Raw genomic sequence first — 22,140 nt, 5'->3', positions numbered from 1 at the left:
CCGTCAGCGGCCGTTGAACGCGTCCTTCAGGCGGCTGAACAGGCCCTGCTGGCCCGGCTGGAACTGCCCGAGGGGGCGCTCTTCGCCGCGCAGCTTGGCCAGCTGGCGCAGCAGGTCCTCCTGCTGCGGGTCCAGCTTGTTCGGGGTCATGACCTCGACGTGCACGATGAGGTCGCCGCGGCCGCCGCCGCGCAGGTGCGTGACGCCGCGCCCGTGCAGCGGGATCGACTGGCCGGACTGGGTACCGGGCCGGATGTCGACCTCCTCCATCCCGTCCAGCGTCTCCAGCGGGCACTTCGTGCCCAGCGCGGCCGCCGTCATGGGGAGGGTGACCGTGCAGTGCAGGTCGTCGCCGCGCCGCTGGAAGACCGGGTGCGGGAGCTCGTGGATCTCCACGTACAGGTCGCCGGCGGGGCCGCCGCCGGGGCCGACCTCGCCCTCGCCCGCGAGCTGGATGCGGGTGCCGTTCTCCACACCGGCCGGGATCTTGACCGTGAGGGTGCGGCGGGAGCGGACCCGGCCGTCGCCCGCGCACTCGGGGCACGGGGTCGGGACCACGGTGCCGAAGCCCTGGCACTGCGGGCACGGGCGCGAGGTCATGACCTGGCCCAGGAAGGAGCGGGTGACCTGGGAGACCTCGCCGCGGCCGCGGCACATGTCACAGGTCTGGGCGGAGGTGCCGGGTGCGGCGCCCTCGCCCGAGCAGGTCGTACACACGATCGCGGTGTCGACCTGGATGTCCTTGGTGGTCCCGAACGCGGCCTCGTCGAGTTCCAGCTCCAGCCGGATCATCGCGTCCTGGCCGCGGCGGGTGCGCGAGCGCGGGCCGCGCTGGGACGCCTGTCCGAAGAAGGCGTCCATGATGTCCGAGAAGTTGCCGAAGCCGCCGGCCCCGAAGCCGCCCGCGCCACCGCCGCCGCCGGAGGCGGACAGCGGGTCGCCGCCGAGGTCGTAGACCTGCTTCTTCTGCGGGTCCGACAGCACCTCGTACGCGGCGTTGATCTCCTTGAAACGCTCTTGCGTCTTGGGATCGGGGTTCACGTCCGGGTGCAGCTCGCGCGCGAGCTTGCGGAAGGCCTTCTTGATCTCGTCCTGCGATGCGTCGCGGCGCACGCCGAGAACGGCGTAGTAGTCCGTGGCCACTTACGACTCCGCCAGGATCTGTCCGACGTAACGTGCCACTGCGCGTACCGCTCCCATCGTTCCGGGGTAGTCCATGCGGGTCGGTCCGACCACGCCGAGTTTGGCGACTGCCTCGCCGCCCGAACCGTAGCCGACCGAGACGACGGACGTGGAGTTCAGTCCCTCGTAGGCGTTCTCATGCCCAATGCGTACGGTCATGCCCGATTCATTGGCCTCGCCGAGCAGCCTGAGGAGCACGACCTGCTCCTCCAGGGCCTCCAGCACCGGCCTGATCGTGAGGGGGAAATCGTGCCCGAAGCGGGTGAGATTGGCGGTGCCGCCGATCATCAGCCGCTCCTCGGTCTCTTCGACCAGGGTCTCCAGCAGGGTCGCGAGCACGATCTGTACCGTGCCGCGGTCGTCCGTCTCGAACGACTCCGGCAGGTCCTGCACCAGCTGCGGCACGTCCGCGAACCGGCGTCCGACGACCCGGGCGTTGAGCCGGGCCCGCAGGTCGGCCAGCGCGGTCTCGCCGAAGGGCGCGGGCGCGTCGACCATCCGCTGCTCGACCCGGCCGGTGTCCGTGATCAGCACCAGCATCAGGCGTGCGGGCGCGAGCGCCAGCAGCTCGACGTGGCGGACCGTGGACCGGGTCAGCGACGGGTACTGCACGACCGCCACCTGCCGGGTCAGCTGCGCGAGCAGCCGGACCGTACGGCCGACCACGTCGTCGAGGTCGACGGCGCCGTCCAGGAAGTTCTGGATGGCCCGCCGCTCCGGCGACGACAGCGGCTTGACGCCGGCGAGCTTGTCGACGAAGAGCCGGTAGCCCTTGTCCGTCGGGATGCGGCCGGCGCTGGTGTGCGGCTGGGCGATGAAGCCCTCGTCCTCCAGCACCGCCATGTCGTTGCGCACCGTGGCCGGCGACACGCCGAGCCGGTGGCGCTCGGTGAGCGCCTTGGAGCCGACCGGCTCCTCCGTCCCGACGTAGTCCTGGACGATGGCGCGCAGCACCTCGAGTCTGCGTTCGCTGAGCATCGCGCACACCTCCAGCTGTGATGCGTCGTTTCCGTTTGCGTCCTGCGGTCCTGCTTGCGGGCCTGCTGCTGGCACTCGTGGTGTTCGAGTGCCAGAGATCCCCCGGTCAGTGTACGGCGGGGAGGTGCACCCCTAGCAAGGGCGGCCCGTCAAGGTAGCGTCGCGGCATGGACGTCCAATGGGAAGAGGCCGGGTGGGAAGGGCTCACCGGGCGCGCCGGCCGGCGACGGCTGCCGGTGTGGGACTGCACGGTGGGACTGGTGGTGGGAGACGATGCGGTGCTCCTCGTGGACCCCGGCTCCTGCCTCCGGGAGGGCTCCGAGGTGCGGGCCCAGGCGGAGCGGCTGGCCGGCCGCCGAGTGACTCATATCGCATTCACGCACGGACATTTCGACCACGTTCTGGGGGCCTCGGCCTTCTCCGGCGTGGAGGTCTTCGGCGCGGTGGGCCTGGACGGGCTGCTGCTGACGAGCCACGACGTGCTCCGCGAGGACGCGGTACGGCACGGGCTGGCGGAGTCCGAGGCCGCGGAGTCGGCCGACCTGCTGGTCGCGCCCCGGCACCTGGTCTCGGGCGAGTGGACGCTGGAACTGGGCGGGGTGCAGGTGCTGCTGGCCAACGTGGGCCCCGGCCACACCCGGCACGATCTCGCGGTGTTCGTCCCCGGCTCGCGCGAGGTGGTGTTCTGCGGGGACCTCGTGGAGGAGTCCGGTGATCCTCAAGCCGGCCCCGACGCGGTCCGCAGGCAGTGGCCGGCCGCTCTCGACCGGCTGCTCGCGCTGGGCGGCGAGGACGCGGTGTACGTGCCGGGGCACGGTGCGGTGGTGGATGCGGCTTTCGTCCGTGCGCAACGCGCCACACTGGCGGACCGCTTCGGCGTGTCGCCGGTCTGATCCGCCGCCCCTCCCTACTGTCGTCCGGATGCGCGAGTACTCACCCGATCTGACGCCGCCCTGGAAGCGGAGCGCGGCCCGCCCCGTCCCGGAGGTCCCGGCCGATCCCGACCTGGTGGTCGAGGAGGCCGGTACGGGCTTCTGCGGTGCGGTGACGGCCTGCGAGGCCGGCACGGTGACGCTGGAGGACCGGTTCGGCAAGCGCCGGGTCTTCCCGATGGCGCCGCGCGGCTTCCTGCTGGACGGCGCCGTCGTCACCCTCGTACGCCCCGCCCGGCGGCCGGCCGCGCCGGCCCGTACCGCGTCGGGCTCGGTGGCCGTGCCGGGGGCCCGGGCCCGGGTGGCCCGCGCGGGCCGGATCTACGTGGAGGGTCGCCACGACGCCGAACTCGTCGAGCGGGTGTGGGGCGACGACCTGCGGATCGAGGGGGTGGTCGTGGAGTACCTGGAGGGCATCGACGACCTCCCGGCGATCGTCGCGGAGTTCGCCCCCGGTCCGGACGCGCGCCTGGGCGTCCTGGTCGACCACCTGGTCCCGGGCTCGAAGGAGTCCCGCATCGCGGCTTCGGTCACCCACGCCGACGTCCTGGTCGTGGGCCACCCCTACATCGACGTCTGGCAGGCCGTGAAGCCGTCGTCCCTGGGCATCCCCGCCTGGCCGACCGTCCCCCACGGCACGGACTGGAAAACGGGCATCTGCCGAGCCCTGGCCTGGCCGGAGAACACTGGCGCCGCCTGGCAGCACATCCTGTCGCGCGTCCGCTCCTACCAGGACTTGGAGCCGTCCCTGCTGGGCTCGGTGGAACACCTCATCGACTTCGTCACGGCCCCGGCCTGAAACACGGGGTCCAGCCCGGCCGGCGCTCGACGCCGGGGGCAACCCGCCCGCGCGGACGTCCGAGGCACCGGGGGCAACATCCAGCCCCGCCGGCGTTTGAGGCGCCGCCGGAGGCGACTCCGACCCCGCCGGCGTCCGGGGCGCCACCCAAGGGCAACTCCAGCCCCGCCGGCGTTTGAGGCGCGGGGTCCGGGGCGGAGCTCCGTGGGTCCGGACCGCCCGTCAGTCCACCAGGTCCCGGACCACCGCGTCGGCCAGCAACCGCCCCCGCAGGGTCAGCACGGCCCGCCCCCGCGCGTACGGCCCCGCCTCCAGCAGCCCGTCCGCCAAGGCCTTGCGGGAGGCGGCGAGCCCGGCCTCGGCCAGCAGCTCCAGCGGACACCCCTCCACCAGCCGCAGCTCCAGCAGAATCCGCTCCACCCGCCGGTCCTCGGCGGACAGCAGCTCACGCCCCGCCCCCGGCGACCGCCCCTCCGCCAGCGCCGCCGCATACGCGCCCGGGTGCTTCACGTTCCACCACCGCACCCCGCCCACGTGCGAGTGCGCCCCCGGCCCGGCCCCCCACCAGTCCGCGCCCCGCCAGTACAGCTCGTTGTGCAGGCAGCGGCCGGCCTCGGAGGTGGCCCAGTTCGAGACCTCGTACCAGGAGTAGCCGGCCCCGGCGAGGACGGAGTCCGCGATCAGGTAGCGGTCGGCGTGGACGTCGTCGTCGGTCATGGGGACCTCGCCGCGGCGGATCCGCCGCGCCAGCTGGGTGCCCTCCTCGACGATCAGCGCGTACGCGGAGATGTGGTCGGGCCCGGCGCCGAGCGCCGCGTCCAGCGAGGCCCGCCAGTCGTCGTCCGTCTCGCCGGGCGTGCCGTAGATCAGGTCGAGGTTGACGTGGTCGAAGCCCGCGGCGCGCGCCTCGCCGACGCAGGCCTCGGGCCGACCGGGGGTGTGGGTGCGGTCGAGCACCTTCAGGACGTGCTGCTTGGCGCTCTGCATGCCGAAGGAGATCCGGTTGAAGCCGCCGGCCCGCAGCTCTTCCAGGTAGGCGGGACCGACCGACTCGGGATTGGCCTCGGTGGTGATCTCCGCGTCGGCCGCCAGCCCGAACTCATCGCGGATCGCCGCGAGCATGCGGACCAGGTCGGCGGCGGGCAGCAGGGTCGGGGTGCCTCCGCCGACGAAGACGGTACGGACCTCGCGCGGGTCGTCTCCGAGCACCTTGCGGGCGAGCCGGATCTCGTCGGCGAGGGTCTCCGCGTAGTTGTCGCGGGAGGCCAGGACGCCCCCGGTGCCGCGCAGCTCGGTGGCGGTGTACGTGTTGAAGTCGCAGTACCCGCAGCGGGTCGCGCAGTAGGGCACGTGCAGGTAGAACCCGAGGGGCCGGTCGGCCGCACCCGTCAGGGCGTGCGCGGGCAGTGCCCCGTCGTCGGGCACGGGCTCACCATCGGGCAGTACGGAAGGCATGGGTCCCATTCTCCCGCACCGTCCGGCGGCGGCCGACCGTCCGCCGTGCGACCCGGCCCGCGCCCGGTCCGGGGCTCGGACCCGGCTCGGACAGGGCCGGGGCCGGGCCGGGTTCGTCCCGTCCCGGCCCCGGTCCGCAGAGCCCGGTTACGCCTCGCGGGTGCCCTGGTACATCGCGTCGATGAGGGCCTTGTACTCGCGCTCGACCGCCGGCCGCTTCAGCTTGAGGCTGGGGGTGAGCTCGCCGTGCTCGACGTCCAGGTCGCGGGGCAGAAGCGCGAACTTCTTGATCGTCTGCCAGCGCTGGAGGTCCTGGTTGAGGGTGTCGACGTAGCCCTGGACCATCGCGCGGGTCTGCGGCGCGGCCACCACCTCGGCGTACGCCTTGCCCTCCAGCCCGTTGTCCTTGGCCCAGCCCAGCAGCGCGGGCTCGTCGAGGGCGATCAGGGCGGTGCAGAAGTTCCGGTCGGCGCCGTGCACCAGGATGTTCGAGACGAACGGGCAGACCGCCTTGAACTGGCCCTCGATCTCAGCGGGGGCGACGTACTTGCCGCCGGAGGTCTTGATCAGGTCCTTCTTGCGGTCGGTGATCTTCAGGTAGCCGTCGGCGGAGAGCTCGCCGATGTCGCCGGTGTGGAACCAGCCGTCGGACTCCAGGACCTCGGCGGTCTTCTCGGGCAGCCGGTGGTAGCCCTCCATGATGCCGGGGCCGCGCAGCAGGATCTCGCCGTCGTCGGCGATCCGGACCTCGCAGCCGGGGAGCGGCTTGCCGACGGTGCCGGTGCGGTAGGCCTCGCCCGGGTTCACGAAGCTCGCGGCGCTGGACTCCGTCAGGCCGTAGCCCTCCAGGATGTGGATGCCGGCGCCGGAGAAGAAGTAGCCGATCTCCGGGGAGAGGCCGGAGGCGCCGGAGACGGCGGCGCGCAGCCGGCCGCCGAACGCGGCGCGCAGCTTCGAGTAGACGAGCGCGTCGGCGACCTTGTGCTTCATGCCCAGGCCGAAGGGCACGGAGGCGGTGCCGGTGCGGCGGAAGTTGTCCTGGGAGGCCTTCGCGTACTCGCGGGCGACCTCGGCGGCCCACTGGAAGATCTTGTACTTGGCGCCGCCGGCCTCGCGGGCCTTGGCGGCGACCCCGTTGTAGACCTTCTCGAAGATGCGCGGGACGGAGGCCATGTAGGTCGGCTGGACCACCGGCAGGTTCTCGATGATCTTGTCGACGCGGCCGTCGACGGCCGTGACGTGGCCGACTTCGATCTGGCCGGAGGTGAGGACCTTGCCGAAGACGTGGGCGAGCGGCAGCCAGAGGTACTGGACGTCGTCCGGGCCGATCAGGCCGGTCGCCGCCATGGCCTTGGCCATGTAGGACCAGTTGTCGTGCGGGAGGCGGACGCCCTTGGGGCGGCCCGTCGTACCGGAGGTGTAGATCAGGGTGGCGAGCTGGTCGGAGGTGATGGCCCCGACGCGCTCCTTGACCGATTCCGGGTGCTTGGCGAGGTACTCGGCGCCGCGCGCCTCCAGCTCGGCCAGGGTGAGCAGCCAGCCCTCGGGGTCGTCCTCGGCGGGCTCGACGCCGGCCGGGTCCATGACGACGACGTGGCGCAGGTCGGGCAGGTCGGCGCGGCGCTCGCGCGCCTTGGCCAGCTGCGCGGCGTCCTCGGCGATGAGCACGCGGCTCTCGGAGTCCGAGAGGATGAACGCCGACTCCTCCGCGTTGGTGCTCGGGTACACGGTGGTGACCGCGCCGCCCGCGCACATCACGCCGAGGTCGGCGAGGATCCACTCGACCCGGGTGCCGGCGGCCAGGGCGACCCGCTCCTCGGCCTGGAGGCCGAGCGCGGCCAGGCCGGCGGCGATCGCGTAGACGCGTTCGGCGGCCTGCCCCCAGCTCAGCGACTTCCAGTCGTCGGGCCCGTGGCCGGAAGCCGCGGGCACGGGATACCGGTAGGCCTCCGCATCCGGGGTGGCGGCGACGCGCTCCAGGAAGAGGGCCGCCACGGAGGGCGGGCGGTTCTCGATCAAGGTCTGTGTGTCGCTCACGACATCCTCCGGACCACGCGGCAGCGCATGGGGTTAACTGGCGAGTAACCATCGAGCAGTGATCAGGGTAGAGGGCGGTCGCCCGCCGCGTAAGAGGCGCCGAGCGGCCGCTTTATAACGAACGGGCCCCCGCGCGATCGCGCGGGGGCCCGTTCGTCACGGTGGCGGCCGGTGGCTACTTCTTTGCCTTGCCACCCGACTCGTCGCTGGACAGCACGGCGATGAAGGCCTCCTGGGGGACCTCCACGGAGCCGACCATCTTCATCCGCTTCTTGCCTTCCTTCTGCTTCTCCAGCAGCTTCCGCTTACGGGAGATGTCACCGCCGTAGCACTTGGCGAGGACGTCCTTGCGGATGGCGCGAATGGTCTCCCGGGCGATGACCCGGGAGCCGATCGCGGCCTGGATGGGCACCTCGAAGGCCTGCCGCGGGATGAGCTCGCGCAGCTTGGCGACCAGGCGCACACCGTAGGCGTAGGCCGCGTCCTTGTGCGTGACGGCGGAGAAGGCGTCGACCTTGTCGCCGTGCAGCAGGATGTCGACCTTGACCAGGCTGCCGGACTGCTCGCCGGTGGGCTCGTAGTCGAGGGAGGCGTAGCCGCGCGTCTTGGACTTCAGCTGGTCGAAGAAGTCGAAGACGATCTCCGCGAGCGGCAGCGTGTAGCGGATCTCGACGCGGTCCTCGGAGAGGTAGTCCATGCCGAGCAGCGTGCCGCGGCGGGTCTGGCACAGCTCCATGATCGCGCCGATGAACTCGCTGGGGGCGAGGACGGTGGCGCGCACGACCGGCTCGAACACGTCCGAGATCTTGCCCTCGGGGAATTCGCTCGGGTTGGTGACGGTGACTTCCTTGCCGTCCTCCATGACCACCCGGTAGACCACGTTGGGCGCGGTGGCGATCAGGTCGAGGCCGAACTCGCGCTCCAGGCGCTCGCGGACCACGTCGAGGTGCAGCAGGCCGAGGAAGCCGACGCGGAAGCCGAAGCCGAGCGCCGCCGAGGTCTCCGGCTCGTAGACCAGCGCGGCGTCGTTGAGCTGGAGCTTGTCCAGGGCCTCGCGGAGGTCCGGGTAGTCCGAGCCGTCGAGCGGGTACAGGCCCGAGAAGACCATCGGCCGCGGGTCCTTGTAGCCGCCGAGGGCCTCGGTCGCGCCGTTGTGCAGGCTGGTGATCGTGTCACCGACCTTGGACTGACGGACGTCCTTCACGCCGGTGATGATGTAGCCCACCTCGCCGACGCCGATGCCGTCGGCCGGGGTCATCTCCGGCGACGAGACGCCGATCTCCAGCAGCTCGTGCGTGGCGCCGGTGGACATCATCCGGATCCGCTCGCGCTTGTTCAGCTGGCCGTCGACCACACGTACGTACGTCACGACACCGCGGTACGAGTCGTAGACCGAGTCGAAGATCATCGCGCGGGCCGGGGCGTCCTTGACGCCGACCGGCGCCGGAACGGTGGCCACGACCTTGTCGAGCAGCGCTTCCACGCCGAGACCGGTCTTCGCGGAGACCCGCAGCACGTCCTCGGGCTGGCAGCCGACCAGGTTCGCCAGCTCCTCGGCGAACTTCTCCGGCTGGGCGGCCGGCAGGTCGATCTTGTTGAGGACGGGGACGATCGCGAGGTCGTTCTCCATCGCCAGGTACAGGTTGGCGAGGGTCTGCGCCTCGATGCCCTGAGCGGCGTCGACCAGCAGGATGGTGCCCTCACAGGCCGCCAGCGACCGGGACACCTCGTACGTGAAGTCGACGTGTCCGGGCGTGTCGATCATGTTGAGGATGTGGGTGCTGCCCTTCCCGTCACCCTCCGTCGGCGCCCAGGGCAGACGGACCGCCTGGGACTTGATCGTGATGCCGCGCTCTCGCTCGATGTCCATACGGTCGAGGTACTGGGCGCGCATCTGCCGCTGGTCGACGACACCGGTGAGCTGGAGCATCCGGTCGGCGAGAGTCGACTTGCCGTGGTCGATGTGCGCGATGATGCAGAAGTTGCGGATCAGCGCCGGGTCGGTACGGCTCGGCTCGGGCACGTGGCTGGGGATCGCGGGCACGCAAGGTCCTGATTCTCGGGCGATGTCGTATGGAGGCGATGTCGTTTGGGTACGCAGGCTCCCATGGTCCCATGGCCGGGCCGATGCGCTCGGTTTGGGCTGGTCCAAGCGTGCCTGGTAGCCTGGGCAGCTGTGTCTCGTGTGCCCTCTAGCTGTCGGGACACAATCCGAAGATCAACCTCTGAACCTGAAAAGGCTCTTTCGTGGCGAACATCAAGTCCCAGATCAAGCGGAACAAGACGAACGAGAAGGCGCGCCTGCGCAACAAGGCCGTCAAGTCTTCGCTCAAGACCGCGATCCGCAAGGCCCGCGAGGCCGTCGCCGCCGGTGACGTCGAGAAGGCCACCGTGGCTTCTCGCGCCGCTTCCCGCGCGCTCGACAAGGCTGTCTCGAAGGGTGTCATCCACAAGAACGCCGCCGCCAACAAGAAGTCGGCGCTGGCCACCAAGGTTGCCTCCCTCCAGGGCTGAGCACTGCGATGTGAACGCCGGTGAGGACCCAGCGGGCCCTCTCTTCCGCTCCTGACCGGCACCCCGTCCCACACGCGGCCTGCGTTCGCCACGCGGGTGTGGGGCAACACGCTTGATCCGAAGGCCCCGGCCTCGTCCTTCCCCAGGACGAGCCGGGGCCTTCGGCATGCGGCCCCCCGGACGGGGCCGCGGCGGATAGAGTCCGGGCCAGAAACCGAGAGGGGTGGGGGGCCATGGCCAAGGTGAGCATCAGCCTGGACGCGGAACTGGTGGTGGAGGTGATGGTCCTCGCGGGGATCGGCTCCCCGCAGGACGCGGTGGAGGCGGTCGTACGCGACTACATCGCCCGCGGCCACCGCACGGAGACCCGCACCGACCTCACATCCCGCCGCCTCCACGACACCGACCCCCGCCCCCAAGACCCCCAGGGCTGACCCCACCGCCTACGCGGAGCCCCCCGGCCCCGCCGACACCTGGCGGCCTCCACCCTCGCCGAAACCTCGGGGCGCAATCCCCGGCCTCGCCGACGCCCTGAGGCGCAACACCCAGCCTCGTCGGCCCTCGAGGCGGACCTGCGCAGAGCCCACCCCGGCCTCGCCGACGCCCTGGCGGGCAACATCCACCCTCGCCGACACCTCGGGGCGCAATTCCCAGCCTCGCCGGCGTTTGAGGCGGACCTGCGCAGAGCCGACCCCAGCCTCGCCGACATCTCGGGGCGCAATTCCCAGCCTCGCCGGCGTTTGAGGCGCGGGGTTTGGGGCGGAGCCCCAAGAGCAACCCGGCTGACGCCGGGCACCGGGCTCCGCCCGGACCCGCGCCTCAAACGCCGGCGAGGCTGAAGGTTGCCCCTCGGGCACCACCGAGGCAGGGGGTTACCCCTCGCGCAGCCTGCAAGGCTGGAGGTTGCTCCTCGGGCACCGCCGAGGCAGGGGGCCTTGCGCAGCCTGCAAGGCTGGAGGTTGCTCCTCGGGCACCGCCGAGGCAGCGGGCCTTGCGCAGCCGGCGAGGCTGAAGGGGCGCCGCAGAGGCAGGACGTCGCAGAGGCAGGACGTCGCAGCGCGGCCGGCGCCGGCCGGTGGTGGCGGGCGCCGGGGCCGGGCTCGGCGCCGCGGCGGGGCTAGTCGCGCCGCGCCGGACGGGCCGCCCGCGCGACAGCCACGACCGCCTTCTCCAGCGCGTACTCGGGATCGTCCCCGCCACCCTTGACGCCCGCATCCGCCTCCGCCACGGCCCGCAACGCCGTGGCGACCCCGTCCGCCGACCAGCCACGCATCTGCTGCCGGACCCGGTCGATCTTCCACGGCGGCATGCCGAGATCCCGCGCCAGGTCGCCGGGGCGAGCCCCCCGCGGCGCCGAGGCGAGCTTGCCGATGGCGCGGACGCCCTGCGCCAGCGCGCTGGTGATCAGGACCGGCGCGACCCCGGTCGACAGCGACCAGCGCAGCGCCTCCAAGGCCTCCGCGGCCCGCCCCTCGACGGCCCGGTCGGCCACGGTGAAGCTGGAGGCCTCGGCGCGGCCGGTGTAGTAGCGCGCGACCACCGCCTCGTCGATGGTGCCTTCGACGTCCGCGCACAGCTGGGTGACCGCGCTCGCGAGCTCGCGCAGATCGCTGCCGATCGCGTCCACGAGCGCCTCGGTGGCGGCGGGCGTCGCCGAGCGGCCCAGCGTCCGGAACTCGGTCCGCACGAAGGCCAGCCGGTCGGCCGCCTTGGTCATCTTCGGGCAGGCCACCTCCCGGGCCCCCGCCTTGCGGGCCGCGTCCAGCAGGCCCTTGCCCTTGACGCCGCCGGCGTGGAGCAGCACCAGCGTGATCTCGTCGACCGGATCGGCGAGGTACGCCTTCACGTCCTTGATGCTGTCCGCGGACAGGTCCTGCGCGTTGCGCACGACGACGACCTTGCGCTCGGCGAACAGCGAGGGGCTGGTCAGCTCGAACATGGTGCCGGGCTGGACCTGCTCGGGTGCCAGGTCGCGGACGTCGGTGTCGGGGTCCGACGCGCGGGCCGCCGCCACCACCTCCCGCACGGCACGGTCGAGCAGCAGCTCCTCCTGTCCCACCGCGAGGGTGAGCGGGGCGAGCGGATCGTCGGTGGAGTTCTTCCTGGTGGCCATCGCCGTCCAGCATCCCACGCCCCACCGACACCGCGTGCGGGTGCGGTGCACCAGAATGTGAGCCGTGAACGCTCGACATGTACTGGTACTGCCCGACCGCGACGCCGCCGAGGAGGTGGCGCAGGACCTCTCCGACCGCTTCGGCCTCGCCGAGGAGCCCCAGTTGGTCAGGGACGCCCTGGCCGGGGAGGACGACGCCGAGGACGCCCAGTGGCTGGTCGTCGTGGAGGACCCGGCGGACCGCCTGGACCCCGCGGCGCTGGACGCTCTCGCCGCGGAGCACGAGGGCTGGCTGGAGGCCCCGTAACGGCCGGAGCCCGCCGCCCGCTCAGTTCTTGTGCACGATCTGCACGTCGAGCGCCACGTCGACGCTCGAACCGATCGCCGCGATCCCGTGGGCGAGCATGGACTGCCAGGTCAGCGTGAAGTCCTCGCGCTGCAGCTCGGTGGTGGCCCGGCAGGCGGCCCGCGTCTCTCCCTCCATGCCGGTGCCGAGCCCCAGGTACTCGGTGTCCAGGGTCACGGACCGGCTCACCCCGTGCAGCGTCAGCGCACCCGCCACCGCCCAGCGGCTGCCGGTGCGGTGGATGAACCGCTCGCTGTAGAACTCGATGGTGGGATGACGCGCCGCGTCCAGGAAGTCGCCCGACCGCAGGTGGTCGTCCCGCATCCGCACCCCCGTGTCGATGCTGCCGGCGTCGATGATCACGTGCATGGAGGAGTCCTCCATGCGGTCCGCGATGCGCACGGCCCCGGCGAACGTGTTGAACCGGCCGCGGATCCGGGCGAGCCCGATGTGCCGCGCCGAGAACCCGATGGCGGAGTGCGTCGGTTCGATCTCCCAGTGCCCGGGCCGTGGCAGCACCGGCGGCTCGACGGCCTCCACCATGATGTCGCCGGGCCCGGGCCGGCCGCCCGCCGCGACGAGCGTCGCCGCGTGGTACGGCGCGTACCCCTCGGCCGTGACCGCCAGCCGGTACTCGCCCTCCGGCACGGCCGCCAGGAACCCGCCGTACGGATCGGTCTCGCCGCTGACGATGCGGCGCCCGATCGGGTCGGTGACCTCGAACCGCGCCTGACGGACGGGCTGGTGGTACTGGTCTATCACCCGGCAGCTCAGCACTCCCGCTTCGGGCGGCACTCCTGTCAGATGGGCGGCATCTGAACTTCCGGCCGTCTCATTCCCCCGCCGGCGACCGAACATCGCGCATGCACCCCCGTGCTGTCTGGAATCGGACCCCTCTCGCGAAGACGCATTCGATCATGATGCCGGGGCCGGGGCAAACAGAATGGCGAACCCGGCGCGGCCCGCCGGCCACCCGCTGTCCATATGTAAGGAGTGGACCGCCGGTACGCCCTTTCAGGCCGTCGGCGGCGGCCGGCCGGCACGGCCCTCAGACCCGGCCCCGACCCGGTGACCGCCACCGACCCGTCGGTGTCGGTCCGCAGCACGGCCGCTCCCGCCGCTTCCAGCGCGGCCACCGTGCGGGGCGCCGGGTGTCCGTAGCGGTTCCCGGCACCGACCGGGATCAGGGCCAGCCTGGGGCGGACCCGGGAGAGCAGCCCGGGGTCCTGGTGGGCGGAGCCGTGGTGGGCCACCTTGAGTACGTCCACCGGCCCCAGTTCCGGATGCTCCCTCAGCAGCTCTTGCTGGGCGGGTGGTTCGAGGTCGCCGAGGAGCAGCAGCCGCAGCCCGGGTGCCCGCACCAGGAGGGCGACGCTCGCGTCGTTGGCTCCGCCCGAGGGCGGCCCGTCCGCCGGGGGCCACAGCACTTCCCACTCCAGCGGTCCGGTCCGTCGCCGCTCGCCCGGCACCGAGCGCAGCATCGGCACCCCTGCGGCGGCGGCCGTGGCACGCACGAACCGGGCCTGTTCCGGGGGATCTTCGAGGACGGTGGTCTGGATCGCCCCGACCGACCGGCCGCGCAGCACCCCGGCGAGCCCGCCCACGTGGTCCTGGTGAAAGTGCGTCAGCAGGAGCAGCGGGACCCGGGAGACCCCGAGTACCCGCAGGCACCGGTCGACGGGCCCCGGCTCGGGCCCGGCGTCGACCACGACCGCGGTGCCCGGCCCCGCGGCCAGCACCCCGGCGTCGCCCTGCCCCACCGCGCACTGCGCGTACCGCCAGCCCGGCGGCGGCCAGCCCGCCAGCACCCGGGTCAGCGGCACCGGCCGCACCACCACGAGGACCAGAAGCAGCGCCAGCGCCGCGCACACCCACCGGTAGCGCACCACCCGGGCCGCGACCAGGACGGCCGCGAGGGTCACCCCGGCCAGCAGCAGCCCGCCCGCCACGCCGCCCGGCCAGCTCACCTCCGCGCCGGGCAGGTCCGCGCCGGTGCGGGCCACGCCGGCGATCCAGCCCGCGGGCAGGCCCGCGCACCAGGCCAGCGCCTGCGCGGCCGGCATCCAGATCGCGGCCGCGGCGAGCGCCGCGAATCCGAGGACGGTGGCCGGTCCGGCGGCGGGCTCGGCCAGCAGGTTGCAGGGCACCGCCACCAGGCTCACCCTGGCGGCCATGACGGCGACCACCGGAGCGCACACCGCCTGCGCCGCGGCGGCCGCGGCCAGCGGTTCGGCGAGCCGCGGCCGTACCCCGCGCCGCTGCAGCGCGGCGCTCCACCGTGGGCCGAGAGTGAGCAGCGCGCCGGTGGCCAGCACGGAGAGCAGGAAGCCGGGGCTGCGCGCGAGCCAGGGGTCGTAGAGCACGAGCAGCAGCACGGCGGCGGCCAGTGCCGGGATCAGGGACCTGCGGCGGCCGGTGCCGATCGCCAGCAGTGTGACCGCCCCGCAGGCGGCGGCCCGCAGCACGCTCGGTTCCGGTCGGCACACCACCACGAAGCCGAGGATCAGGGCCGCCCCGCACACGGCCGTGCCCCGCAGGGTCAGCCCGATCCGGGGCGCCAGCCCGCCGCGTTCCGCCCGCAGCGCGCTGCCCGGCGGCCCGACGAGCAGGAACAGCACCACGGTGAGGTTGGACCCGGAGACGGCCAGCAGGTGCACCAGGTCGGTGGCGAGGAAGGCCTCGTGCAGGTCCGCCGGCACCCGGGAGGTGTCCCCCACCACCAGCCCGGGCAGCAGCGCCCGGGCGTCCGGGGAGAGCCCCGCGGTGGCCTCCCGCAGCCCGGCGCGCAGCGCCCCGGCGGTGCGCTGGAGCCCGTCCGGCCCGCCCAGGACCTCCGGCGGGCGGTCTCCCGTCACCCGCACCACGGCCGCCGCCCGGTCCGCGTCCTGCCGCGGCGGGGCGAGCCGGGCGCTCACCCGGACCCGGACCGAGGGCAGCAGCCGCGCCCAGTCCTCGTGACGCGCGAACACCAGCACCGGTGTGCGGGTGGCGGTGACCTGCCCGCCGGGTCCGGTGATCCGGGTCAGCTCGGCGTCGAGGAGCAGCGCGGGCGGTCCGCGCCGGGTCCGCCGCGGGTCCGAGGAGACCGTCAGCTCGGCGGTCACCCGGGCGTGCTGTTCGGCGAGCGCGGCCACCGGGCCGCTGCGCGCCTGCGCGGTGTGGAGGCCCGCGACGCCTGCGCCGGCCGCCGCGCACAGCAGGACGGCGGCCCCGGCGGCGGCCAGCCGCCGGGCGCGGCGCGCCGCGACGAGGACCAGCAACCCCACCGCGGCCAGCGTGCAGCCGGCCACCCCGGCGCCGGTCCAGCCGCCGGGCAGCCCGAGGGCGAGTGCGGCAGCCGCCCACGCAGCCAGCGCCGGCGGCACCAAGCGCAGGTCCACCGGCCCCGCACCATCGGGCCCCACGCCGTCCGGGCCCGCTCCGTCCGGCCCACGACCATCCGGGCCCGCGCCACCTGGCCCCGCTCCGAACAGCTCCGCCCCGCCCGGCCCGGCAGCGGCCGTGCCCGGGCCGGTGCCGCGGCTCACGGTCGTACCAGTGGACGCAGATCGGCGAACCTGCGCTCGCCGATGCCGGTGACCTGCCGCAGGTCGGCCACCGACCGGAAGCCCCCGCGCGCGGTCCGGAACTCCACGATGTGCCGGGCCAGCACGGGGCCGACCCCGGGCAGCGCGTCGAGCTGTTCGACCGTGGCGGAGCTCAGGCTGACCTGGGCGACCGGTGCGACGGAATCGCCCGGCGGGCCCGGGCCGCCCGGTACCGGGCCTCCGGGCGGCGCGGGGGCTCCGACGACCACGTGCTCGCCGTCGACCAGGACGCGCGCCCGGTTCAGCCCGCTGGTGTCGGCGCCCGGCCGTACTCCCCCGGCGGCCGACAGCGCGTCCGCCACCCGCGCCCCGACGGGAAGCCGCAGGACTCCCGGAGACCGGACCTTCCCGGCGACGTCCACGACGATCCGGCCCTGCGCCGTCGGTGAGGGCGCCGTCGCCGCGGGCGCGGCCGCGCCCGCATTCACCGCCTGGGGCGCGGCCACCGGGGCCGGCCGCCCGGACCAGAAGTGCTGGGCCGCGAACCCCAGTGCGAGGACGAGGACCACCGCCACGGCGGCCACCGTCCGCGTCTCGAACCCACACCGCAGTTGGAGCCACACCGGCAACCGCTCCCGCAGCGCCACCCCCGCGCCCGGCCCGGCCACCACACGCCCGTCCCCCGTCCCGAGCTCCGGCTCCGGCTCCGGCTCCGGCTCCACAACCAGCGGAGGAGGCGGCAGCGGAGGAGGCGGCAAAGGCGGCAGCGGCGGCAAAGGGGGCGGCGGATGCGGTGGGACCGGCAGGGGCACAGCCGGGTAACCCGCAGGGAAAGCCCCCGGCGGGCTACCCGCCAGCAGCGCCTGCGCCCGCATCCGCACCGCAGCGGGATCCGCTCCCCCGCGCTGCCGGAACCGCCCGTCGGACCCCGGCGTCCGCCCCGGCCCGCTCACCCCCGCCCCCAGCCGCCGGGAACCGCGCGGGCCACGCACACCGCGCACGCCACGAGAGGCGCGCGAGCCAGGAGAGAAGCCGGACCCGGAGACGCCGGCGGAAGGAGAAGGGACCCCGCCGAGCGGAGTCGTACGGACGTTGCGCAGGTGATGCCGTCGAAGTGCCATGCCCAAGACGGTAAAGAGAAAGGGGATTTACCGCCGGGGCCACCCGATTTCCGTGGATGACGGGCCCGTTGTGGACAACTCCGTCACCCGTACCGGCTACCTCGGCGAGATCACGGCGGCCAGCAGACCCGGCCCGGTGTGTGCTCCGATCACCGCACCCACCTCGCTGACGTGCAGTTCCACCAGCCCCGGCACCCGCTCCCGCAGCCGTTCCGCCAGCTTGTCCGCCCGCTCCGGTGCCGCGAGGTGGTGAACCGCGATGTCCACACTGGCGGCTCCCGCCCGTTCCACCGCCAGCTCCTCCAGGCGGGCGATCGCCTTGGACGCCGTCCGCACCTTCTCCAGCATCTCGATCCTGCCGCCGTCCAGTTGCAACAGGGGCTTCACCGCGAGCGCGGAACCGAAGAGCGCCTGCGCGGCGCCGATCCGGCCGCCCCGCCGGAGGTAGTCGAGGGTGTCGACGTAGAAGAACGCGGACATGCCGGAGGCCCGCTTCTCCGCCGCCGCGACCGCTTCGTCCACGGACCCGCCCGCCTCGGCGACCTCGGCCGCGGCCAGCGCGCAGAAGCCGAGTGCCATGGCGACCATGCCGGTGTCCACGACCTTGACCGGGACCGGGGCCGTCTTGGCGGCCAGCACGGCGGCGTCGTACGTGCCGGAGAACTCGGAGGACAGGTGCAGGGAGACGATGCCGGTGGCGCCGGCGTCCGCGACCGCCCGGTACGCGCGGACGAACTCCTCGGGGCTGGGCCGCGAGGTCGTCACGGAACGGCGCTTCTGGAGGGCCAGGGCGAGCGAGCGGGCCGAGATCTCGGTGCCCTCTTCGAGCGCCTCGTCGCCGAGGACTACGGTGAGCGGGACGGAGGTGATCGCGTGCCGCAGCATCGCCGGTGGGGGCAGGTAGGCCGTGGAATCGGTGACGATCGCGACATGGCGGGACATGACCGGGAGGTTACCGGGAGAGGGCCGTTCCCGGCAGCCCGGTCCACCGCGATCGGCCTCCCGGCCCCCCGGACGTCACGAAACACCACCCGAACCCCGGCGGCCTCCCCCTCGACCCCGCGGCTCCGCCACGTATCCCCACGGCTTCCCTAGGGGGTGCTCTCCGGGCGCGGGGCCTTCTCCCAGGGGTACGTGGCGTTCCAGTGCTGGGTGGGCGGCCCCAGCGGCTTCGGAGCCTCCGCACCACCCTGCCCGCCCCGCCCGGCCGAAGCACCGGCCCCGGCCCCCGCCCCGGCCCCCGCACCCGCGCTGCCGGCGCCGCCGCGCCCGCCCCCCACACCACCCAGGTCCAGGCCGTCCAGGTCGTCCAGCGCGTCCAGCCCGTCCCGCTCCTTCGACCAGTCCCGCAGCGCGCCCGACTCCATCTCGATCTGCGCCGTCAGCGAGTCCAGGTCGTCCGTCGCGAACGTCCGGGCCCGGTCGCGCGCCGCCCACCGCAGCGAGTCCGCCGACTTCGTGATGCGCTGCGTGCGCTCCCGCAGCTCGGGCAGCCGCTCCGCGATCCGGCTCTTGTCCGGCTCGCTCTCCAGCCGCTTCAGGTCCGCGTCCAGCTCGTGACCGTGTGCGCTCAGCCGCTCGAAGAGCGCGATGGTCTCCCGCAGGGACTCGTCCTGCTGCACCCCCGCGAACAGCGCCTCCTGCGTGGCCCGCATGGAGGTCCGCAGGTCCAGCCGCAGCTGGGCCAGGCTGCCGCCGACGCCCACCTGCCCGAAGCTCTTCGCCCGCAGTGTGGTGTCCTCGACGGTCCGCCGCGCCTGCGTGATCGTCCGGTCCACGCCCCGCTTCGCCGCGCCGACCACCTTGACGGTCGCGTACGCGCCCAAGCCGAGGAAGACCAACAGCATCAACGCAAAGATGATCAACGCGACCTCCATGAGTGCCCCTTCCCCGGCTGTCCCGTGCTTGCTCCGTACCCCTCAACCGTAAACGGAACGGGCAGGCCGAGGGTTCCATTCGAACCCCCAACCTGCCCGTACGGGACATCCCCTACAGCGGGACTCCACTCCCGGGGACACCGCTCACAGCCGGATCCCGCTCAGCCGGCGGCCGCCCGTCAGATGACGATGTTCACCAGCTTCGGCGCACGCACGATCACCTTGCGGATCTCCGCGCCGCCCAGCGCCGCGACCACACCCGGGTCGGACACCGCCAGCTGCTCCAGGTCACCCTCGGAAATCGCCGGCGGCACCTCCAGGCGCGCCTTGACCTTGCCCTTGACCTGCACGACACAGGTCACCGTCTCGTCCACGACGTACGCCGGGTCCGCGACCGGGAAGTCCTGGTGGACCACCGAGTCGGTGTGCCCCAGCCGGTGCCACAGCTCCTCGGCGATGTGCGGGGCCAGCGGCGCCACCAGCAGCACCAGCTGCTCGGCGACGACCCGCGACAGCGGCTCGGCGGCCTTCGTCAGGACGTTGTTCAGCTCGGTGATCTTCGCGATGGCGGTGTTGAACCGCAGCGCCGCCAGGTCCGCGCCTGCCCCGTCGATCGCCTTGTGCAGGGCGCGCAGCGTGTCCTCGCCCGGCGTGGAGTCGACCACCGTCACGGCGCCGGTCTCCTCGTCGACGATGTTGCGCCACAGGCGCTGCAGCAGGCGGTACTGGCCGACCACGGCGCGGGTGTCCCACGGCCGGGAGACGTCCAGCGGGCCCATCGCCATCTCGTACAGGCGCAGCGTGTCGGCGCCGTACTCGGTGCAGATCTCGTCCGGCGTGACGGCGTTCTTCAGGGACTTGCCCATCTTGCCGTGCTCACGCTTGACCGGCTCGCCCTGGTAGAAGTAGCCGCCGTCGCGCTCCTCGACCTCGGCCGCCGGAACGTACACACCGCGCGCGTCGGTGTACGCGTACGCCTGGATCATGCCCTGGTTGAACAGCTTGTGGAACGGCTCCGCCGAGGAGACGTGCCCCAGGTCGAACAGCACCTTCGACCAGAAGCGGGCGTACAGCAGGTGCAGCACCGCGTGCTCGGCGCCGCCCACGTACAGGTCGACACCGCCGTGCGGCGCGCCTTCGCGCGGGCCCATCCAGTACTGCTCGATCTCCGGGTCGACCAGCGCGTCCGCGTTGTTCGGGTCCAGGTAGCGCAGCTCGTACCAGCAGGAACCGGCCCAGTTCGGCATGGTGTTGGTCTCGCGGCGGTACGGGCGCACCCCGCGGCCGTCGCCCAGGTCCAGCTCGACGTTGACCCAGTCCTCGCGGCGCGACAGCGGGGTCTCCGGCTGCGAGTTCGCGTCGTCCGGCGCGAAGGTGCGCGGCGAGTAGTCGTCGACCTCCGGCAGCTCCAGCGGCAGCATCGACTCGGGCAGGGCGTGCGCCACGCCGTCCTCGTCGTAGACGATCGGGAAGGGCTCGCCCCAGTACCGCTGGCGGCTGAACAGCCAGTCGCGCAGGCGGAAGTTGACGGTGCCCTCGCCGATGCCGCGCCCGGCCAGCCAGTCGGTGATCGCGGCCTTCGCCTCGACGACGCCCAGGCCGTCCAGCGAGATGCCCTCGCCGGTGGAGTTCACCAGCTTCGCGTCGTACGAGACGAACGCGTCGTCCCACTCCGCCGGGTCCGTGCCGCGGCCGTCGGAGGGCTGCACCACGCAGCGCATCGGCAGCTCGAAGGCGCGCGCGAACTCGAAGTCGCGGCTGTCGTGCGCCGGTACCGCCATGATCGCGCCGGTGCCGTAGCCCATCAGTACGTAGTCGGCGATGAAGACGGGCACCTTGTCGCCGCTGACCGGGTTGACCGCGTACTCGCCGGTGAAGACACCGGTCTTGTCCTTGGCCTCGGCCTGCCGCTCGACGTCGGACTTCGAGGCGGCCTGCTTGCGGTACGCCGCGACGGCCTCGGCCGGGGTGGCGTAGCCGCCGGTCCACACCTCGTGGGTGCCCTCCGGCCAGGCGGCCGGGATGAACTTCTCGACCAGCGGGTGCTCCGGCGCCAGGACCATGTAGGTCGCGCCGAACAGCGTGTCCGGGCGGGTGGTGAAGACGGTGATGGCCTCGTCGCCCAGCGCGAAGTCGACCCGGGCACCCTCGCTGCGCCCGATCCAGTTGCGCTGCTGCAGCTTGATGGCCTCGGGCCAGTCCAGCCCGTCCAGGTCGTCCAGCAGCCGGTCGGCGTACGCGGTGATCCGCATGTTCCACTGGCTCAGCCGGGACTTGAAGACGGGGAAGTTGCCGCGCTCGGACCGGCCGTCGGCGGTGACCTCTTCGTTGGCCAGTACGGTGCCCAGCCCCGGGCACCAGTTGACGGGCGCGTCGGAGGAGTAGGCCAGGCGGTACCCGCCCAGCACCTCGGCGCGCTCGGCGGCGCTCAGCTCGGCCCAGGAGGCGCCGCCGGGCAGCGCACGGGTGCCGGCCTCGAACTCGGCGGCCAGCTCGGCGATCGGGCGGGCCTTGCCGGCGGCCGCGTCGTACCAGGAGTTGTAGATCTGCAGGAAGATCCACTGGGTCCACTTGTAGTAGTCCGGGTCGATCGTCGCGAAGGACCGGCGCTTGTCGTGGCCCAGGCCCAGCCGACGCAGCTGGGCCTTCATGTTCTCGATGTTGGCCTCGGTGGACACCCGCGGGTGCGTGCCGGTCTGCACGGCGTACTGCTCGGCGGGCAGGCCGAACGCGTCGAAGCCCAGGGTGTGCAGGACGTTGTGGCCGGTCATCCGCTGGTGGCGGGCGAACACGTCGGTGGCGATGTACCCGAGCGGGTGACCGACGTGCAGTCCCGCACCCGAGGGGTACGGGAACATGTCCATGATGAACTTCTTGGGCCGCGCGACCACGGCGGGGTCGCCCGCCAGGTCACCGCTGGGGTTCGGCGCCTCGTACGTCCCCTCGGCGTCCCAAACGTCCTGCCAGCGTGCCTCGATGTCGGCGGCCATGGCAGCCGTGTAACGGTGCGCCTCGGCCGCCTCGGGGGCCGGGGTGTTCGTCTCGCTCATGATTCCTGAAGCTCCATCGATCGACTCTGCCGTCTCTGCCTGCCCAAACGAAAAAACCCCTCGCACAGGAGGGGGCGCCGCGCCGATGCCGACCGTCTCGAAGGGGTCGGCGCTGATCAGCGCGGCTCGGTAAGCAGAAGGCGTACGGCACGCATGGCGTCAGGGTACCGCAGCGGCCCCGGCGCCCGCTCTGACGACCGCACAGCAAG

At 72.9% G+C, this 22,140-nt stretch carries 17 protein-coding genes; 5 read left to right on the top strand and 12 right to left on the bottom strand.

Going from position 1 to position 22,140, the window contains the following annotated elements; genetic code table 11:
• Positions 1 to 3 precede the first annotated feature (3 nt).
• Together dnaJ and hrcA are read right to left on the bottom strand one after the other, a co-directional pair.
• Positions 4 to 1,143 carry a molecular chaperone DnaJ gene (dnaJ, locus tag OG764_RS24125; RefSeq protein WP_328970508.1) on the bottom strand — a complete coding sequence of 380 codons (1,140 nt, stop codon included), beginning with the start codon at positions 1,141 to 1,143 and terminating at the stop codon, positions 4 to 6.
• Complete coding sequence (gene hrcA, locus OG764_RS24120; protein ID WP_328970507.1) at positions 1,144 to 2,160, bottom strand: heat-inducible transcriptional repressor HrcA; 1,017 nt, start codon at positions 2,158 to 2,160, stop codon at positions 1,144 to 1,146.
• Positions 2,161 to 2,327: 167 nt separating this feature from the next.
• Here hrcA and OG764_RS24115 point away from each other — a divergent pair, with 167 nt between their 5' ends.
• On the top strand, positions 2,328 to 3,053 hold the full coding sequence (locus OG764_RS24115; protein WP_328970506.1) for an MBL fold metallo-hydrolase: 726 nt from the start codon (positions 2,328 to 2,330) through the stop codon (positions 3,051 to 3,053).
• A 28-nt stretch (positions 3,054 to 3,081) separates the two neighbouring features.
• Positions 3,082 to 3,891, top strand: a complete 810-nt coding sequence (locus OG764_RS24110; RefSeq protein WP_328970505.1) for a DUF3097 domain-containing protein — start codon at positions 3,082 to 3,084, stop codon at positions 3,889 to 3,891.
• Between the two features lie 222 nt (positions 3,892 to 4,113).
• On the opposite strand, the gene hemW is transcribed toward OG764_RS24110, so the two are convergent.
• The 3 genes from hemW to lepA all read right to left on the bottom strand — a co-directional run bounded on the left by hemW (position 4,114) and on the right by lepA (position 9,427).
• Entirely contained in the window at positions 4,114 to 5,346 is a 1,233-nt protein-coding gene (hemW, locus tag OG764_RS24105) for a radical SAM family heme chaperone HemW (RefSeq protein ID WP_328970504.1), read from the bottom strand.
• 147 nt (positions 5,347 to 5,493) lie between these two features.
• On the bottom strand, positions 5,494 to 7,383 hold the full coding sequence (locus OG764_RS24100; protein WP_328970503.1) for an AMP-dependent synthetase/ligase: 1,890 nt from the start codon (positions 7,381 to 7,383) through the stop codon (positions 5,494 to 5,496).
• Between the two features lie 175 nt (positions 7,384 to 7,558).
• Entirely contained in the window at positions 7,559 to 9,427 is a 1,869-nt protein-coding gene (gene lepA / locus OG764_RS24095; RefSeq protein WP_328970502.1) for a translation elongation factor 4, read from the bottom strand.
• Between the two features lie 203 nt (positions 9,428 to 9,630).
• Here lepA and rpsT point away from each other — a divergent pair, with 203 nt between their 5' ends.
• On the top strand, positions 9,631 to 9,897 hold the full coding sequence (rpsT, locus tag OG764_RS24090) for a 30S ribosomal protein S20 (protein ID WP_099892447.1): 267 nt from the start codon (positions 9,631 to 9,633) through the stop codon (positions 9,895 to 9,897).
• A 233-nt stretch (positions 9,898 to 10,130) separates the two neighbouring features.
• Positions 10,131 to 10,331, top strand: coding sequence for a DUF2191 domain-containing protein (locus OG764_RS24085; protein ID WP_328970501.1), 201 nt, complete (start codon positions 10,131 to 10,133; stop codon positions 10,329 to 10,331).
• A gap of 683 nt (positions 10,332 to 11,014) precedes the next feature.
• On the opposite strand, the gene holA is transcribed toward OG764_RS24085, so the two are convergent.
• On the bottom strand, positions 11,015 to 12,010 hold the full coding sequence (holA, locus tag OG764_RS24080; protein ID WP_328970500.1) for a DNA polymerase III subunit delta: 996 nt from the start codon (positions 12,008 to 12,010) through the stop codon (positions 11,015 to 11,017).
• Between the two features lie 64 nt (positions 12,011 to 12,074).
• On the opposite strand from holA, the gene OG764_RS24075 reads away from it, so the two are divergent.
• Positions 12,075 to 12,317, top strand: a complete 243-nt coding sequence (locus OG764_RS24075) for a hypothetical protein (protein WP_328970499.1) — start codon at positions 12,075 to 12,077, stop codon at positions 12,315 to 12,317.
• Between the two features lie 21 nt (positions 12,318 to 12,338).
• Here the strand turns inward: OG764_RS24075 and OG764_RS24070 are convergent, their stop codons facing one another.
• The 6 genes from OG764_RS24070 to leuS form a co-directional block, all read right to left on the bottom strand.
• Positions 12,339 to 13,214 carry a YceI family protein gene (locus OG764_RS24070; protein ID WP_328970498.1) on the bottom strand — a complete coding sequence of 292 codons (876 nt, stop codon included), beginning with the start codon at positions 13,212 to 13,214 and terminating at the stop codon, positions 12,339 to 12,341.
• Positions 13,157 to 15,730: a ComEC/Rec2 family competence protein gene (locus OG764_RS24065; protein ID WP_443056237.1), complete on the bottom strand. Its 2,574-nt coding sequence runs from the start codon at positions 15,728 to 15,730 to the stop codon at positions 13,157 to 13,159. The genes OG764_RS24070 and OG764_RS24065 overlap by 58 nt, the downstream gene beginning before the upstream one ends.
• A 149-nt stretch (positions 15,731 to 15,879) precedes the next feature.
• A complete protein-coding gene (locus OG764_RS24060; protein ID WP_328970497.1) occupies positions 15,880 to 16,554 on the bottom strand; it encodes a ComEA family DNA-binding protein in 675 nt (224 codons plus the stop codon).
• A 546-nt stretch (positions 16,555 to 17,100) separates the two neighbouring features.
• A complete protein-coding gene (locus tag OG764_RS24055) occupies positions 17,101 to 17,946 on the bottom strand; it encodes a DegV family protein (RefSeq protein ID WP_328970496.1) in 846 nt (281 codons plus the stop codon).
• Positions 17,947 to 18,095: 149 nt separating this feature from the next.
• On the bottom strand, positions 18,096 to 18,881 hold the full coding sequence (locus OG764_RS24050; protein WP_328970495.1) for a hypothetical protein: 786 nt from the start codon (positions 18,879 to 18,881) through the stop codon (positions 18,096 to 18,098).
• Between the two features lie 179 nt (positions 18,882 to 19,060).
• The gene (gene leuS / locus OG764_RS24045) at positions 19,061 to 21,931 is read right to left on the bottom strand and encodes a leucine--tRNA ligase (RefSeq protein ID WP_328970494.1); all 2,871 of its coding nucleotides are present in this window, start codon (positions 21,929 to 21,931) and stop codon (positions 19,061 to 19,063) included.
• Positions 21,932 to 22,140: the final 209 nt, after the last annotated feature.

Origin of the sequence: Streptomyces sp. NBC_00239 (assembly GCF_036194065.1) — a bacterium.
In the GTDB taxonomy this organism is placed as follows: Bacteria; Actinomycetota; Actinomycetes; order Streptomycetales; family Streptomycetaceae; genus Streptomyces.
Note: the sequence above shows the minus strand (reverse complement) of the source record. Positions and strands in the feature narration are given on the sequence as shown.